The 13,657-nt window shown below is 71.4% G+C and carries 10 protein-coding genes; 2 read left to right on the top strand and 8 right to left on the bottom strand.

Annotated features, from left to right (window positions below; all coding sequences use genetic code 11):
* Position 1: 1 nt before the first annotated feature.
* The 5 genes from KZX17_RS06210 to ddaH all read right to left on the bottom strand — a co-directional run bounded on the left by KZX17_RS06210 (position 2) and on the right by ddaH (position 5,620).
* The gene (locus KZX17_RS06210; RefSeq protein WP_248170082.1) at positions 2 to 847 is read right to left on the bottom strand and encodes a transglutaminase family protein; all 846 of its coding nucleotides are present in this window, start codon (positions 845 to 847) and stop codon (positions 2 to 4) included.
* On the bottom strand, positions 844 to 1,776 hold the full coding sequence (locus KZX17_RS06205) for an alpha-E domain-containing protein (protein WP_248170083.1): 933 nt from the start codon (positions 1,774 to 1,776) through the stop codon (positions 844 to 846). The genes KZX17_RS06210 and KZX17_RS06205 overlap by 4 nt, the downstream gene beginning before the upstream one ends.
* Complete coding sequence (locus KZX17_RS06200; RefSeq protein WP_248170084.1) at positions 1,770 to 3,458, bottom strand: circularly permuted type 2 ATP-grasp protein; 1,689 nt, start codon at positions 3,456 to 3,458, stop codon at positions 1,770 to 1,772. Before KZX17_RS06200 ends, KZX17_RS06205 begins: the two co-directional genes overlap by 7 nt.
* 69 nt (positions 3,459 to 3,527) lie before the next feature.
* Entirely contained in the window at positions 3,528 to 4,748 is a 1,221-nt protein-coding gene (rocD, locus tag KZX17_RS06195; RefSeq protein ID WP_248170085.1) for an ornithine--oxo-acid transaminase, read from the bottom strand.
* Positions 4,745 to 5,620, bottom strand: coding sequence for a dimethylargininase (ddaH, locus tag KZX17_RS06190; protein ID WP_248170086.1), 876 nt, complete (start codon positions 5,618 to 5,620; stop codon positions 4,745 to 4,747). Before ddaH ends, rocD begins: the two co-directional genes overlap by 4 nt.
* 151 nt (positions 5,621 to 5,771) lie before the next feature.
* On the opposite strand from ddaH, the gene KZX17_RS06185 reads away from it, so the two are divergent.
* Positions 5,772 to 6,521 (top strand): hypothetical protein, encoded by a 750-nt coding sequence (locus KZX17_RS06185; RefSeq protein WP_248170087.1) that lies wholly within the window; start codon positions 5,772 to 5,774, stop codon positions 6,519 to 6,521.
* Positions 6,522 to 6,758: 237 nt separating this feature from the next.
* On the opposite strand, the gene KZX17_RS06180 is transcribed toward KZX17_RS06185, so the two are convergent.
* Both KZX17_RS06180 and KZX17_RS06175 read right to left on the bottom strand, forming a co-directional pair.
* Positions 6,759 to 10,514, bottom strand: a complete 3,756-nt coding sequence (locus KZX17_RS06180; protein WP_248170088.1) for a bifunctional proline dehydrogenase/L-glutamate gamma-semialdehyde dehydrogenase — start codon at positions 10,512 to 10,514, stop codon at positions 6,759 to 6,761.
* A gap of 43 nt (positions 10,515 to 10,557) precedes the next feature.
* On the bottom strand, positions 10,558 to 11,118 hold the full coding sequence (locus tag KZX17_RS06175) for an acyl-CoA thioesterase (protein WP_248170089.1): 561 nt from the start codon (positions 11,116 to 11,118) through the stop codon (positions 10,558 to 10,560).
* 132 nt (positions 11,119 to 11,250) lie between these two features.
* Here KZX17_RS06175 and KZX17_RS06170 point away from each other — a divergent pair, with 132 nt between their 5' ends.
* Positions 11,251 to 11,760, top strand: coding sequence for a GNAT family N-acetyltransferase (locus tag KZX17_RS06170; RefSeq protein ID WP_248170090.1), 510 nt, complete (start codon positions 11,251 to 11,253; stop codon positions 11,758 to 11,760).
* Between the two features lie 70 nt (positions 11,761 to 11,830).
* Here KZX17_RS06170 and KZX17_RS06165 read toward each other — a convergent pair whose 3' ends face one another.
* A complete protein-coding gene (locus tag KZX17_RS06165; RefSeq protein ID WP_248170091.1) occupies positions 11,831 to 13,651 on the bottom strand; it encodes a cytochrome b/b6 domain-containing protein in 1,821 nt (606 codons plus the stop codon).
* Positions 13,652 to 13,657 lie beyond the last annotated feature (6 nt).

Genomic DNA, 13,657 nt, shown 5'->3' with positions numbered 1-13,657 from the left:
GTCAGGCCTCGCGCGTGATCGTCACCTGCACCGCGAGGCGGCTCTTGAACGGGCCGGCGTACACGCCGCGCAGCGGCGGCACGTCGTTGTAGTCGCGCCCACGTCCGACGGTGACGTGACGGTCGCCGATCTCGGCGTCGTTCGTCGGGTCGAAGCCGTGCCATGTGCCGGCGTACCACTCGATCCACGCGTGGGACTCCCCGACGACGGGCACGCCGACCTCGGCGGTGGGGTTCGGGTGCAGGTAGCCCGACACGTAGCGCGCCGGGATGCCGACCGAGCGCAGTGCGCCGAGGGCGATGTGCGCCATGTCCTGGCAGACGCCCTTGCGCTCCACCCACGCCTCGGCGCCCGTCGACTGCACCTCGGTCGCGCCGGGCACGTACTCGACCGCCTCGCCCACGGCCGTCGCGATCGCGAGCGCCGCGTGCGAGGGGTTCTCGTGCTGTGCGGCGATGGCCGACGCCATGGCGACGACCTCTTCGTGCGGCTCGGTGCGCGCCGTCTGGGACAGCATCTCGACGGTGCCGATGGAGCGCTGCGCGTCGCGGCGCAGTGCCTCGAACGTGGTGTCGGGATGCGTCAGCGGCCGCGCGCGGACCTCGACGAGCGACCGCGCGGTGATCTGCAGGGCGGAGTGCTTGCCCAGCACGTCGAAGGCGGCGACGCGGGTGCCGAAGTAGTCCACGTAATAGTTGACGTTCGTCGAGGGCTCGATGTCGAGCTGCGAGTTCAGGACGAACTGGCTGTCGCTGGTCGACGGCAGCATCCGCGCCTCGTTGTAGGAAGCCCCGACCTCGCCGGGGTAGTCGAAGCCCGTCGTGTGCTCGATCCGCAGGCGCTTCATGAGGTCTCTCCGATCCAGCTGGGCTCGGCATGGGTGGGGAAGAACCGGCCGCGGATCGCCTCGGATGCCTCCCGCGTGACGGCCTGCACGCTGTGCATGTGCTCGGGGAGTTCGGCGAGCACTTCCTCGATCGGCCGGTACTCCAGTTCGTTGCGGATGCGGCCCAGCGCCCGCAGCACGGTGTTGGAGTGTCCGACGCGGTCGGCGACCGGGTCGATCGCGCTCATGCACTGCTCCGCGACCCGGATCGAGTGGATGATCGAGCGCGGGAACAGTCGATCCAGCAGCAGGAACTCCGCCGCGTTCTGCGAGCTCGGCATCCCCCGGTAGGTGCGCAGGTACGCCTCGTACGCGCCGCAGGAGCGGAGGATCGTCGTCCAGGACGGACCGGATGCCTCGGTCAGCGACCTCGTCGCGAGCATCCGCGCCGTCATGTCGGTGCGCTCGATGGCGCGGCCCAGGGTGAAGAACTGCCACGGCTCGTCATGGCTGGTGGATCCGTCGGTCACCCCGACGGCGAGCGCGGCCCGCTCGCGGACCCACTGGAAGAACTCGTGCACCTTCTCGTCGTTGAGCCTCCGGGGCATCCGCGAGTAGGTCGTGTTCAGCGTCTCCCAGAGCTCGGTCGAGACGATCTCGCGGGCGCGGCGGGCGTTCTCACGCGCGGCCTGCAGCGAATAGGCGATCGACGACGGGTTGGTGCGGTCGACGGCGAGCACGGTGAGCACGTCGCCGCGGGTGACGGGCGCGTCGGTCCGCGGGGGCACGGTGCCCATCACGCCCATGAGCGACCGGCACGCGGTGTCCTCGTCGATCCACGGGTCCTCGAGCAGCAGCTGCAGGTGCACGTCGAGGATGCGGGCGGTCCCGTCCGAGCGCTCGATGTACCGCCCGATCCAGAACAGGCTCTCGGCGATGCGGCTCAGCATCCCTCGTCACCGCCCTCCACCGACTGCTGCTGCTGTTGCTGTTGCTCCTGCTGTTCGGCGGGACTGCGCGGCCGGTCCTGCGGCGAGTGCGTCGGCTCGTCCTGCGCGTCGTAGATGATCGGGATCGCCGAGGTCGCCGTGGCCTGCTCGGCGACGAGTCCCGCCAGCGACTGCGACTGCCCGTACTCACCTCGTCCGGGCGCCTCGCCGCCGACGATCCAGGTGTCCTTCGATCCGCCGCCCTGGCTCGAGTTCACGACGAGCTGCCCCTCGGGGAGCGCGACGCGCGTGAGGCCACCGGGGAGCACCCACACCTCGTCGCCGTTGTTGACGGCGAAGGGACGCAGGTCCGCGTGACGCGGACGCATCCCGTCGTCCACCAGGGTGGGGATCGTCGAGAGCATGACCACCGGCTGCGCGATCCACCCCCGCGGATCCGCCTGCAGCTTCGTCCGGAGCGCGTCGAGTTCGGCCGGGCTGGCGTCGGGTCCGACGACGAGGCCCTTGCCCCCCGAGCCGTCCACGGGCTTCACGACGAGCTCGTCGAGCCGGTCGAGCACCTCTTCGAGCGCGCCCGGGTCCTCGAGCCGCCAGGTGTCGACGTTCTTGAGGATGGGCTCCTCGGCGAGGTAGTAGCGGATGAGGTCGGGGACGTAGGTGTAGAGCAGCTTGTCGTCGGCGACGCCGTTGCCGACGGCGTTGGCGATCGTCACGTTGCCCAGGCGCGCAGCGAGCATGAGCCCGGGGGCGCCGAGCATCGAGTCGGCGCGGAACTGCAGCGGGTCGAGGAAGTCGTCGTCGACCCGGCGGTAGATGACGTCGACACGACGCGGCCCGCGGGTCGTGCGCATGAAGACCTTGCCGCCCTGACAGACGAGGTCGCGCCCCTCGACGAGCTCGACGCCCATGAGCCGCGCGAGCAGGGTGTGCTCGAAGTACGCCGAGTTGTAGACGCCGGGGGTGAGGACGACGACGTTGGGGTCGTCGACGCCGGGCGGGGCCGAGTTCCGCAGCGCCTGCAGCAGCTTGTTCGGGTAGTCGCCGACGGGACGCACCCGCATCGAGACGAACAGCTCGGGCAGCGTCTGCGCCATCACGCGGCGGTTCGAGATGACGTAACTGACACCGGACGGCACCCGGACGTTGTCCTCGAGCACGCGCATCTCGCCGTGCTCGTCGCGGATGAGGTCGATGCCGGCGACCTGGATGCGGACGCCGTTCGCCGAGCGGATGCCCGCGGCCTGCCGGTAGAAGTACTGCGACGAGGCGATCAGCTTCGCCGGCAGCACCCCGTCGCGGACGACGTGCTGATGCCCGTACGCGTCGTCGAGGAACGCCTCGAGCGCGCGCACGCGCTGCTGCACGCCCTTCTCGACCCGCGACCACTCGTCGTAGGCGATCACCCGCGGCACGGCGTCGAGCGGGAACGGCCGCTCCTCGCCCGCGAAGTCGAAGGTGACGCCCTGGGCGAGGTACGAGCTGGCGAGCGACTCGGTGCGCCCGCGGAGCTCCTCCTGCGTCATCTGCGCGAGCGCCTGATAGAGCTCGCGGTACGACGATCGCGACTGCGCCGCCTCCCCCGGATGCGCGACGTCTGCGAACATCTCGTCGAACGCCGGGACACCGGACGGGGTCTTGCGCGGCGCCAGCGTGGAGCCGTATCCGTCGAAGAGGTCACCCATGCGATGAGCCTAATCCGGGCGGTGTTGCGGGAGTGTTTCCGTCCCGGCTGTTGACACCGGCGCGGCCGGTCAGCCCGCGAGGACGAGCTTCAGCTGCTCGACGGCCCAGTCGATCTCGGTCGCGCGGATGACGAGCGGCGGCGCCATCCGGATCGTCTGGCCGTGCGTGTCCTTCACGAGCACCCCGCGCGCCAGCAGCCGCTCGGCGACCTCGCGGCCGGTGCCCGCGGCGGGATCGATGTCGACTCCCGCCCACAGGCCCGCGACGCGGATCGACGTCACCCCAGATCCGATGAGCGGCTCGAGCTGCGCCCGCAGGTGCTCGCCGAGGGCCAGGGCACGCCGCTGCAGGTCGCCGGTGGCCAGCAGGTCGACGACCGCGGCGCCGACGGCCGCGGCGAGGGGATTGCCGCCGAACGTCGAACCGTGCTCGCCGGGGTGGATGACCCCCAGCACGTCGCGGTCGCCGACGACGGCGGACAGCGGGAGGATGCCGCCGCCCAGCGCCTTGCCGAGGAGGTACAGGTCCGGCACGACCTCCTCGCGATCGCACGCGAACGTCGTGCCGACGCGGCCGAGTCCCGACTGGATCTCGTCCGCGATGAAGAGCACCTGCTGCGCGCGCGTGAGCTCGCGCACCTCCCGCAGATAGCCCTCGGGCGGGATGACGACGCCCGCCTCCCCTTGGATCGGCTCGATGAGCACGGCCGCCGTGTGCGGGCCGATGGCGGCGGCGAGCGCCGCGGCATCGCCGTACGGCACCATCGTGAAGCCGGGCGTGAACGGACCGAACCCGTCGCGGGCCTGCGGGTCGTCGCTGAAGCCCACGATCGTCGTCGTGCGGCCGTGGAAGTTGCCGGCGGCGACGATGATCTCGGCGGCGCCCTCGGGCACGCCCTTCACCCGGTACGCCCAGGCGCGGGCGACCTTGATGCCGGTCTCCACCGCCTCAGCGCCGGTGTTCATCGGCAGGACCATGTCCTTGCCCGAGAGCGTCGACAGCGCCGACGCGAAGGCGCCCAGTCGGTCGTTGTGGAATGCGCGGCTCGTGAGCGTCAGCCGACCGAGCTGCTCGGTGGCGGCGGCGACGAGGGCCGGATGCCGGTGGCCGAAGTTCAGCGCCGAATAGGCGGACAGCAGATCGAGGTAGCGGCGACCCTCGACATCCGTCACCCAGGACCCCTCGCCCTCGGCCACGACGACCGGGAGCGGATGATAGTTGTGCGCGACGTGCTCGGCCTCGGCGTCGATGAGACCGGCGGTCGCGGCGGTGAGGTCGATGTCGGTCATCGCGCACCCCCGCGCAACTCGAGGGTGCAGCACTTGATGCCGCCGCCCCCCAGCAGGAGTTCGGACAGGTCGACGGGGACGGGGGTGTATCCGCGTTCCTCGAGCTGCGCGGCGAATCCCGTCGCCCGCGGCGACATGAAGACGTGCGTGCCGTCGCTCGCGGCGTTCAGCCCGAAGACCGCGCCGTCCTCGTCGGAGACGTGGATCGCGTCCGGGTAGCGCTCCGCGAGGATGCGCTGCGAGCGTTCGTCGAAGGCAGACGGCAGGTAGGCGATGTTCGCCCGCTCGACGCCGTCGCCGACGACAGGGTCGAGCACGGTGATCGCGGTGTCCAGATGGTAGAACCGGGGATCGACCAAGCGGAGCGAGACGACCTCGCGGTCGAAGACGTCGGCGAGCTCTCGGTGGCTGTCCCCGACGGATCGGAAGCCGGTGCCGGCGAGGATCGTGTCGCCCACGAGCAGGAAGTCGCCTTCGCCTTCCTGGACCTCGACGGGCTCGACCACCTCGAAGCCGTTCCGGGCGAACCAGTCCATGAACGGCCGCTCCTCGCCGCTGCGCTCGGGCATCCGGAACTTCACGCCGAGCGCCCGCCCGTCGATGACGAATCCGCCGTTCGCGGTGTAGACCATGTCGGGCAGGCCCGGGACGGGATCGATCAGCTCGACCTCGTGACCCAGGGAGACGTACGTGTCGTACAGCTCCTGCCACTGCGCGACGGCCTTCGCGGTGTCGGTCGGATTCGCGGGCACCATCCACGGGTTGATGCTGTACCGCACGGTGAAGTGCTCGGGCCGGCACATCAGATACCGGCGCCGATGCGCCTTCCGCTCCGTCGCGGTTCGGATCGCCGTGTCGTTCGGAGTGGACATTCTCGCTCCTCGGTCAAGGGGCGGCGGACGCTGTCCAGAGGCCCGGCGGAGCTCTGCAGAGCCGACGAACCGGGCACGCCGTAGCTCATCTTGCCAGAGCGGACCGTGGGGGCGGCGGGCGAATCGCCCCGGTCGATGACAGGATGCCGTCATGAGTCGTCGCACGGGGGAACAGACGCGGGCACTGCTGCTGCGCGCCGGAATGCAGATGCTCCTGGAGCGCGGTGTCAGCGCCGGAGTCCAGCACATCCGCCTCCAGGACGTCCTGCGTCGCACCGGCCTGACCACCGGCGCCGCCTATCGCCTGTGGGCGGACCAGTCCGACTACCACCGCGACCTCGCCGTCGCGATGGTCCGGATGCGGGTCATCGGCTCCGCAGACGTCATGCGGTCGACCGTCGAGCAGCTCGCGGCGTCGGGTGCATCGGGCGAGGAGCTCGTGCGCGGCGCTGCGCTGGCACACGTCCGCTCGGCGAACCTGGACTCGGAGGACCCCACGGACCTCCTCGACGCGCAGTCCTTCCGAGTGGCGCTCGCCCTGCGGACGACGGCGGACACCTGGCCGGAGCTCACCGAGGCGAGTCACCAGCGCCACCGCGAGTCCATCGACGCCTTCGCGGTGCTCTACCAGGAGGTCATCGACGCCTACGGCATGCGGCTGCGCGCGGGTCTGACGATCGAGGACTTCGCCGAGGCGATGGCGGCGCTCGCCGAGGGGTACGCGATCCGCGCGCTCGAGCGCCTCGAGCATCCCACCTTCACCCTCTCGGGCGAGGACGGCCTGCCCCAAGGGGATTGGACGCTGCTGGGCCTCACCGTGCGCGCCCTCGTGGCGTCGTTCATGGTGCCGCGCGAGGACGCCGACCCCGACGCGCCCGTCCGGTTGCCCGTCTGGTCGTGAGCCACGGGTCCGCAGGACCCTGCACGCAAAGATGCTCCGAGACCGAGTCGGATGCCTCGGCCCCGGAGCCACACTCCCCCCGAAGTGCTCTTTGCACGGAGCCCGTGCAGACGGACTGTTCGGGCACCCGTGATGCGCTCCCCAGAAGCGCTGTGTCCATTGAAGCAACCGCTGTCGCCGCGATGCCAGAAAGATAAATTGTTTTCTGCATCGGATGGATGAATTCAGCTGAATCGGTCAGATGACGGCTTCGCTCCACCGATCCGGGTTGCCGAACCGGTGCGCGGTGATCGTCACGGACTGCTCGCGCAAGAAGGGCAGGAGCTCGATCCGACCCGCCTGCGTCACCTCGTCCGAGTGGATCGCGAGGTCGGGATCGCCGGCGATCGCCTCGGCGAGGGCGCGCCGCGCCGCGGCCGCGGCCTCCGGCGTGCCGATCAACCGGACCCGGTCCGCGCGCGGCGGCGCACCGGTGTCGTCCTGGCCCGGCTCACGATGCGCGGACATGCGGGCGATCCACTGCGCATCGGTCTCGACGAACACCGGCACCTCGAGTTCGCTCAGCAGCTGCCGGACGGTCGCCGGGAGCCCGGACGGCGTGCTCACGACGAATCCGGAGCGAGCACGGACCGCGGCCACGACGGCGCGCACGAGCAGCTGGAGCGGGGCGTCGACGGTGGACCGGATCTCGACGCGTGCCGGGCGGTAGCGGAAGAGGTTCCGCTCGACCCCCAGCCGTGAGACGTCCGCGACCTTGCCGAAGGTGCGGTCCCAGGCGACCGCGTCCGAAAGCGCCGCCCGGCGCAGCCACTCGAAGGCGTCGTAACCGAGCGCCGGCTGCGCCGCCTCGATGACGCGCGCGATCGAGGTGTCGAGTCCCTTGAGGTGCAGGGTCGAGGACTGCACCGACCCCGCCGTCGGACGCCACGAGCCGAGACCGATGAGGTGGTTCGGACCCCCGGCCTTCGATCCGCCGCCGACGGACGACCGCTTCCAACCGCCGAACGGCTGGCGCTGCACGATCGCCCCAGTGGTGCCGCGATTGACGTAGAGGTTGCCCGCTTCGACGCGGTCGAGCCACAGGGCGAGGTCATCGGGGTTCTGCGTGTACAGGCCTGCCGTCAGCCCGTAGTCGACGGCGTTCTGCAGTTCGATGGCGTGAGCCAGCGAGCGGGCGTGCATGACGCCGAGGACGGGGCCGAAGAACTCCTCGCGGTGCACCCGCGAGCCGGGCTTCACGCCGGTGCGGATGCCGGGGGTCCACATCCGGCCGGGGAATTCCGGGTCGTCGAGCTCACGCGGCTCGACCAGCCAGGACTCACCCTCCTCGAGAGTCGTGAGCGCCCACTGCAGCTTGCCGGCCGGCGCCTCGACGAGCGGGCCGACCTCGGTCAGCGGATCGCTCGGTCGCCCCACGCGCAACGACGTGGCGGCATCCACCAGCTGCCGCGAGAAGCGCTCGGAGCGCGCGACCGGCCCGACGAGGATCGCCAACGACGCCGCCGAGCACTTCTGCCCGGCGTGCCCGAACGCGGAGCGCACCAGATCGGATGCCGCGAGGTCGAGGTCGGCCGAGGGCATGACGATCATCGCGTTCTTGCCGCTCGTCTCGGCCTGCATGGCGAGGTCGGGCCGCCACGAGCGGAACAGCGCCGCCGTCTCGAAGGAGCCGGTCAGGATCACCCGATCGACATCGGGATGCGTGATGAGCTGTCGCCCGAGTCCGCCTTCGTCGATGTCGACGAGAGCGAGGATGTCGCGCCCCACGCCCGCCTCGTCGAGCGCCTCCCAGAGGGCCTCGGCGACAACGGCCGCGCACCGGCGCGCCTGCGGCGCCGGCTTGAAGACCACACCGGATCCGGCGGCCAGGGCGGCGAGCGCGCCGCCCGCCGGGATCGCCACGGGGAAGTTCCACGGCGGGGTGACCACAGTGATCTTCGCGGGGACGAAGACGGCGCCGCTGACGCTGTCGAGCTCGCGGGCGGTCGCGGCGTAGTACCGGGCGAAGTCGACGGCCTCGCTGACCTCGACGTCCCCCTCGGCGAGGGCTTTGCCCGTCTCGGATGCCGCGACCTCGATGAGCGCTCCGCGGCGACGCTCCAGTGCACCCGCGGCGCGCAGCAGCACGTCCGCGCGGTCGGCCGCGGGCATCGCCCCCCAGACGTCGGCGGCCGAGCGCACCCGCGCGAGGGTCGCCTGCAGGTCGGACTCCGACCGGACGAGCGCCGCCTCGATCGTCCGCCGCCCTTCGGTCGATGCGGGTACCCGGCGGAGGATGTCGCGAGCCCACGCCCGGTTGGCGGGCAGCGCAGGATCCGTGTCGGCAGTGTTGCGGAACCCGGGGGCGCCTGCGACCGAGGACGTCTCGCGCGACGAGAAGACGGCGGTCTCGACGAACGCCTCGCCGCCGAAGAGGCCGGGGCGGCCCTCGGCATCCGCGGGCTGCGTCTCGTCGAGCGACGCGCCGCCGCCGCCGCCACCGCCGCCGCCGCCGCCGCCACCCGAGGCGATCCCGAGGACCACCTGCGTCAGCCCGGCCTCGCCGTCCGAGGCGGGGGCGTCCGATCGGCGGGGGTCCGGGTCGCCCGTGTCGGTCACAGTCCGGTCCTGTCGGCGGCGCGGTCCGACGGTCAGGGCACGATCGCCCGCACGCTCGATCGAGGCGGCGAACCGGTCCCGCTCGCGCACGAACATTGCCCGGTCGTAGGCGAGGTCGAAGGCTGCGGAGAGAAAGTTCTCGCTCGACGCGTTCTCCTCGAGGCGGCGGACGAGATAGCTGATGGCGACGTCGAACTCATCCGGACGCACGACGGGGACGTACAGCAGCACGTGCCCGATCTCGCGGGCGACCGCCTGCACCTGGCCCTGCGCCATGCCGAGCAGCATCTCCACCTCGACGTCGCGCTGCACGCCGCGCTCACCGGCCAGCAGCCACGCGTAGGCGATGTGGAAGAGGTTGTGCCCGGCGACGCCGATGCGGACGGCCCGGGTGTTCTCGGGCCGGAGGGCCTCGTCGAGGCAGCGCACGTAGTTCGCATCGGTGTCGAGCTTCGTGTCGTAGGGCGCAGCCGGCCAGTCGTGCATGACCGCGTCGACGTGCTCCATCGCGAGGTTCGCCCCCTTGACGAGGCGGATCTTGATGCGCGCTCCCCCGGCGGCGACGCGCTCGCGCGCCCACGCGGTGAGGGTCTGGAGCGCGGGGAGGGCATCGGGCAGGTAGGCCTGCAGGACGATGCCCGCCTCGAGGTCGCGCAGGCGCGGGTCGTCGAGCACGCGCATGAACACGGCCATCGTGAGGTCGAGGTCGCGGTACTCCTCCATGTCGAGGTTGAGGAATGTGCCGTCCTCGGCCGCCGACAGGTACAGCGGGCGCAGGCGCTCGACGACGCGGTCGACGATCTCGTCGAACGCCCACATCGACAGGTGGCTGGCGATGGCCGACACCTTGACCGAGACGTAGTCCACGTCGTCGCGGCGGACGAGCTCGTGGATGCCCTCGAGGCGTCGCAGCGCCTCGGCTTCACCGAGCACGGCCTCGCCGAGGAGGTTGAGGTTGAGCCGGGCGCCGGACTCGCGAAGGGTCTGGAGTGCAGGGCCGAGCTTGTCGGGCCGGGCGTCCACGATCAGGTGCCCGACCATCTCGCGCAGCACGCGCCGCGCGATCGGGACGACCGGGGCCGGCAGCACGGGAGCGACGGCGCCGCCGGTTCGGACGGCGGCCTTCAGGTACCAGGGCAGGAAGCCGGGCGCGAGCGGCGCGACGCGCTGGAGGTTCGTGGCGGCCGCGACGAGGGACTCGGGACGCATGACGCCGTCGACGAAGCCGAGGGTGAAGGGCAGTCCGTTCGGGTCCTTCAGCACCCCCGCGAGCCGTTCGGCGGCGGGGTCGACGGTGACCTCGGCGGATTCGGCGACCCAGCGCTCCGCGAGGGCGATGGCCCGCTCGGCGAGGTCGGAGGAGAGCGCTTGTGGCGCGACAGAGCTGTCCGACATGGGCTCAGCCTATGCGCGCACCCGGCCCCGCGGGCGGGACACGCTAGGGCCAGATGCTGGGCGCCTCGGAGCGGGTCGACGGCAGCGCCGACGCCTCGGCCCAGTCGTGGATCCACTGCGGCAGGGGCGCCAGGGTGTCGGGCCGGTGCAGCGCGGCGAAGAGCTCCTCCATCGGCACGATGCCGCCGGAGCGACGCAGGAAGCGGACGCGCAGCACCATCTCGGCGTAGACCTCGCCGCCCACGACAGCCCGGTGCATCTGGTAGACGGCCTTGTCGTCGTGGCCGATGATCCGAGTCTCGACCGTAAAGCGCTGCCACAGCTGCAGCGACTTCCGGAAGGTGACCGACTCGCTCGCGACCACCCCGTACCAGCCGCGCTCGTTCATCGCCTGCCAGATGCCGGTCCGGGTCAGCAGGTCGAACCGGCCGAGATCGAACAGCGACGCGTAGCGGCCGTTGTTCATGTGCCCGAGCAGATCGATGTCGGTCGGGAGGGTGCGCAGCCGGATGCGGCCCACGGCGTCGGGGGGGAGAGCCCCCCGACGGCGGTAGAGCACTCGCGCGCGCATCAGGGTCAGAAGGGTCCGCCACCACACGTTCACGAGCCGTGAGCCTAGCCATGATCACGCGCACAGTGCGGCATCCGTTGTCGTCCATCGACAGTCCGCACCGGCCTGCGATCGCCGTCCTTGAGCCGATTTCACGATCGGGCAGGCCGTGCGTAGAGTCTCGCCATGGACCCCGAACAGCAGACCGACATCGTCGTCCGTCCCGTTCGCGACGTGGATGCCGAGGCCCTCGGCCGAGTGCACGCCACGTGCTGGCACGAGACCTACGACCACCTCATCAGCAAGGCCGCGCTCGAGAACGTGTCGGCTCGCCGGCTCGCCGAGCTGTGGACGCACTGGGCGCAGCAGGGCCCCGATTTCCACATCGTCGCGGCCCTCGCCGGCGGCGAGATCGTCGGCTTCGCCGGCTCGGGTCCCGCCCGCGACCGCGACGCCCCGCGCATGCGCGAGCTGTACTTCATCTACCTCCTCGACGCATGGCACGGCACCGGCATCGGCCAGCGGCTGTTCGACGCGGTCGTGCCCGAGGACGACACCGAGCTGTACCTCTGGGTCGCAGAGGACAACCCCCGCGCGCACCGGTTCTACACGCGCAACGGCTTCACCCTCGACGGGGCGAGCCACACCGAACCCTTCCTCGGCGAGACGCTGACGGAAGTCCGCTTCGTGCGCTGACGCACGATCGCGAGACTCGACGGCGCGGCCTCCCGTTTCGGAAGCCGCGCCGTCGGCCTGTGCGCGGACGTCAGCGGCTGCTGACGTTGCCGAAGAGCCGGGCGATCGGCGCGACGACGAGCGGGCGCATCGCGACGTAGGCGGCGACCGTCACCGCGATCGACAGGACGAAGAGCCAGAAGCCCGTCCAGTTGTCGGCGTAGGCACCCGGGTCGACCGACCCCTGCGCGGCGTACATGTGGTTCAGGTTGCGGAGCGCCCCCGTCGAGAGCACGAGGGCGACGTGGATCACGATGAACACCACGAAGTACAGCATCGTCGGGAAGTGGAGCTTGCGCGCCCACTCGACGGGGTAGAGCTCGTTCAGCTTCGCGGCCCTCTTGGGCCACAGGGCGCTCATCCGGTACCCGGTGATCGCCGCCACGGGTGCCGCGATGAAGATGGTCGCGAAGTAGGCGAGCTGCTGCAGCGCGTTGTAGTTGACCCACCCGTTCTCGGTCGGCCAGTCGAGCGAGACGTACTGCAGGGCGGCCGAGAGCGCGTTGGGGAAGACCTCCCACGAGGTGGGGACGACCCGCATCCACTGTCCGGTCACGAAGAGCAGGACGACGAAGAGGATGCCGTTGGTCAGCCAGAGGACGTCGAGGGCCTGGTGCAGCCACAGCGTCAGGCTCATCTTGCGCTTGCGGTGCTTCTTCGAGACCCAGAACGCCGACGGGCGCTTCTCAGAGCGCACCTGCAGACCGGTGCGGATGATCAGCACCATGAAGAACGCGTTGAGGAAGTGCGACCAATTCAGCCATGCGGGGAACCCGACCGGCGCCCCCTCGGGCAGGTGGTACTCGCCGGGGTAGGTCGTGAGGAAGTCCTGCATCGGCTCGAGGCTGAGGATCCAGCGGACCGCGAAGACGGCCATCGCGGCGGCGTAGAGCAGCGCGCCACCGCCGATGACGACGATCCCCGCCCACTGTCCCTTGGTGAAGGGTCCGATCCGCGTGGGCTCGGGACGCGGTGCCGGGCGACGCGCGACGCCCGCGTGCGCGAGCGGACGCTCGTGGAGCGGCGACCGACGCGGGTCGGGCTGCGCGTCCGGCACCGTCGCGGGGGCGGGGGCGGGGGCGGGCTCCGGGGACGCCGAGGACGCCGGGGACGCCGAGACTGCACGCGCAGGTCGAGACTGCGGCGCGAGATCGCTGTCTGGGCCGCCACGTGCAGTCTCGCGAAGCGGCAGCGCGGCGCGCGGGGCGGGCGTGGTCTCGGCGGGAGGCCAGGGGTCCCCGCCGGCGACGCGGGGCAATCCGCGCCGTGCGGATCCGGCGGGAGCGACATCCGCGTCGTGGCAGGTCTCGGCGGGCTCCGCCGCCCTCGGGGCCGAGGTCCCCGGGGCGGACTCCGCGGGTGCCGCGGAGGCCTCCGTCTGCTCGTCGACCCGCGCGAGTGCGGCGTCGACCGGCGCGTGTGCGGCGTCGACCGGCGCGGGCGCGGCGTCGGCCGGCGCGGGGGCAGCAGCATCCGTCGTCGGCGGCCAGGGCTGCCCGCCGGACTCGCGCGGCAGGCCTCGACGGACGCGCGTCGGCCGTTCCGGGGACGCGTCCTGTCGCTCGGCGGCAGCCGATGCGGCATCCGCAGTCCCCGCAGCAGCGTCGACGACGGCCGTCACACCTTCCGGGGACGCGTCCTGTCGCTCAGCGGCAACGGATGCGGCATCCGCAGTCTCCGGAGCGGCGTCGACCACGGCCGTCACGCCTTCCGGGGACGCGTCCTGTCGCTCAGGGGCGACGGATGCGGCTCCCGCGATTCCCGGAGCGTCCAGTTCGACCGCAGGCGGCCAGGGCTCGCCACCTCGGGCGCGCGGCAGCCCGCGGCGCACGGAACGCGGGTATGTCGCCATCCGCTC

Origin of the sequence: Microbacterium sp. EYE_78, assembly GCF_023149035.1 — a bacterium.
GTDB lineage: Bacteria > Actinomycetota > Actinomycetes > Actinomycetales > Microbacteriaceae > Microbacterium.
This window is presented reverse-complemented; position numbering and strand designations above follow the sequence as displayed.

What these genes read in the sequence shown, in the direction of transcription:
- KZX17_RS06210 (WP_248170082.1), bottom strand. Translation starts at nt 847, where the DNA reads ATGAAGCGCCTGCGGATCGAGCACACGACGGGCTTCGACTACCCCGGC.
- KZX17_RS06205 (WP_248170083.1), bottom strand. Translation starts at nt 1,776, where the DNA reads ATGCTGAGCCGCATCGCCGAGAGCCTGTTCTGGATCGGGCGGTACATC.
- KZX17_RS06200 (WP_248170084.1), bottom strand. Translation starts at nt 3,458, where the DNA reads ATGGGTGACCTCTTCGACGGATACGGCTCCACGCTGGCGCCGCGCAAG.
- rocD (WP_248170085.1), bottom strand. Translation starts at nt 4,748, where the DNA reads ATGACCGACATCGACCTCACCGCCGCGACCGCCGGTCTCATCGACGCC.
- ddaH (WP_248170086.1), bottom strand. Translation starts at nt 5,620, where the DNA reads ATGTCCACTCCGAACGACACGGCGATCCGAACCGCGACGGAGCGGAAG.
- KZX17_RS06185 (WP_248170087.1), top strand. Translation starts at nt 5,772, where the DNA reads ATGAGTCGTCGCACGGGGGAACAGACGCGGGCACTGCTGCTGCGCGCC.
- KZX17_RS06180 (WP_248170088.1), bottom strand. Translation starts at nt 10,514, where the DNA reads ATGTCGGACAGCTCTGTCGCGCCACAAGCGCTCTCCTCCGACCTCGCC.
- KZX17_RS06170 (WP_248170090.1), top strand. Translation starts at nt 11,251, where the DNA reads ATGGACCCCGAACAGCAGACCGACATCGTCGTCCGTCCCGTTCGCGAC.
- KZX17_RS06165 (WP_248170091.1), bottom strand. Translation starts at nt 13,651, where the DNA reads ATGGCGACATACCCGCGTTCCGTGCGCCGCGGGCTGCCGCGCGCCCGA.